The sequence below is a fragment of the Chryseobacterium sp. 14P4.3.2 genome, from assembly GCF_057799275.1.
Genome location: NZ_JBYOKO010000069.1, coordinates 1 through 704, shown reverse-complemented (window position 1 = coordinate 704; position 704 = coordinate 1). Strand labels below are relative to the sequence as shown.

Below are 704 nucleotides of genomic sequence, written 5' to 3'. Positions count from 1 at the left end.
TTAAACCATACGGGCGGAAACGGTTTGAACTCTTCCAACTTTGGAGGTCTCTACTCTTACAAATACAACGGAAAAGAGCTTCAGGAAACCGGGATGTTTGATTACGGCTGGAGACAATATATGCCAGATCTGGGAAGATGGAACGGGATAGACCAATTGGCGGAATCTTACCATATGGCAAGCCCATATGCCTATGTAATGAATAATCCTATTTCTTTTCTAGATCCGGACGGAAGGGATGTAAAGCCAACTCGTGATGGTTACGAGTTTTCAGGAAGTGATCTGCAAAATGTAATGGGGTATCTACAGGGAGGAGGAAGCGCTCGAAAATTAGTCAGCTCATTATCTGCATGGGAAAAAGAAGAAAGTGGAGGGAACTTCTGGTCCTTTTTTGGTTCATGGAATTCATGGGGGGCAACAGGTGGTGATGTTGGTGGTAACCTCTATGCTTCTACATGGGGAGATGGAGCCATGGGAGCCACTATTTATGATATACAGGAGATTGTTTTTACCAAAACAAAAATAACCAATGTTCAGAGTATAAGTGATTGGAAGGAACAGGGAGCATTAGCAGCAAGACAGCCAGGACGGGCTCAGATGATAGGTGGTTTTGGGGACTTGTTAGGGATCTTTGATATTGCAGGCCAGGTAATGAGCACTTGGAAGCCTCAACACAGATATCTTGCAATGGCAGCCGGGATTAT

General features: G+C 44.5%; 1 protein-coding gene. It reads left to right on the top strand.

Annotated features, from left to right (window positions below; translation table 11 throughout):
- A partial coding sequence (locus AC27VX_RS23830) for an RHS repeat protein (RefSeq protein ID WP_488698471.1) occupies positions 1-704 on the top strand: 704 nt, incomplete at both ends.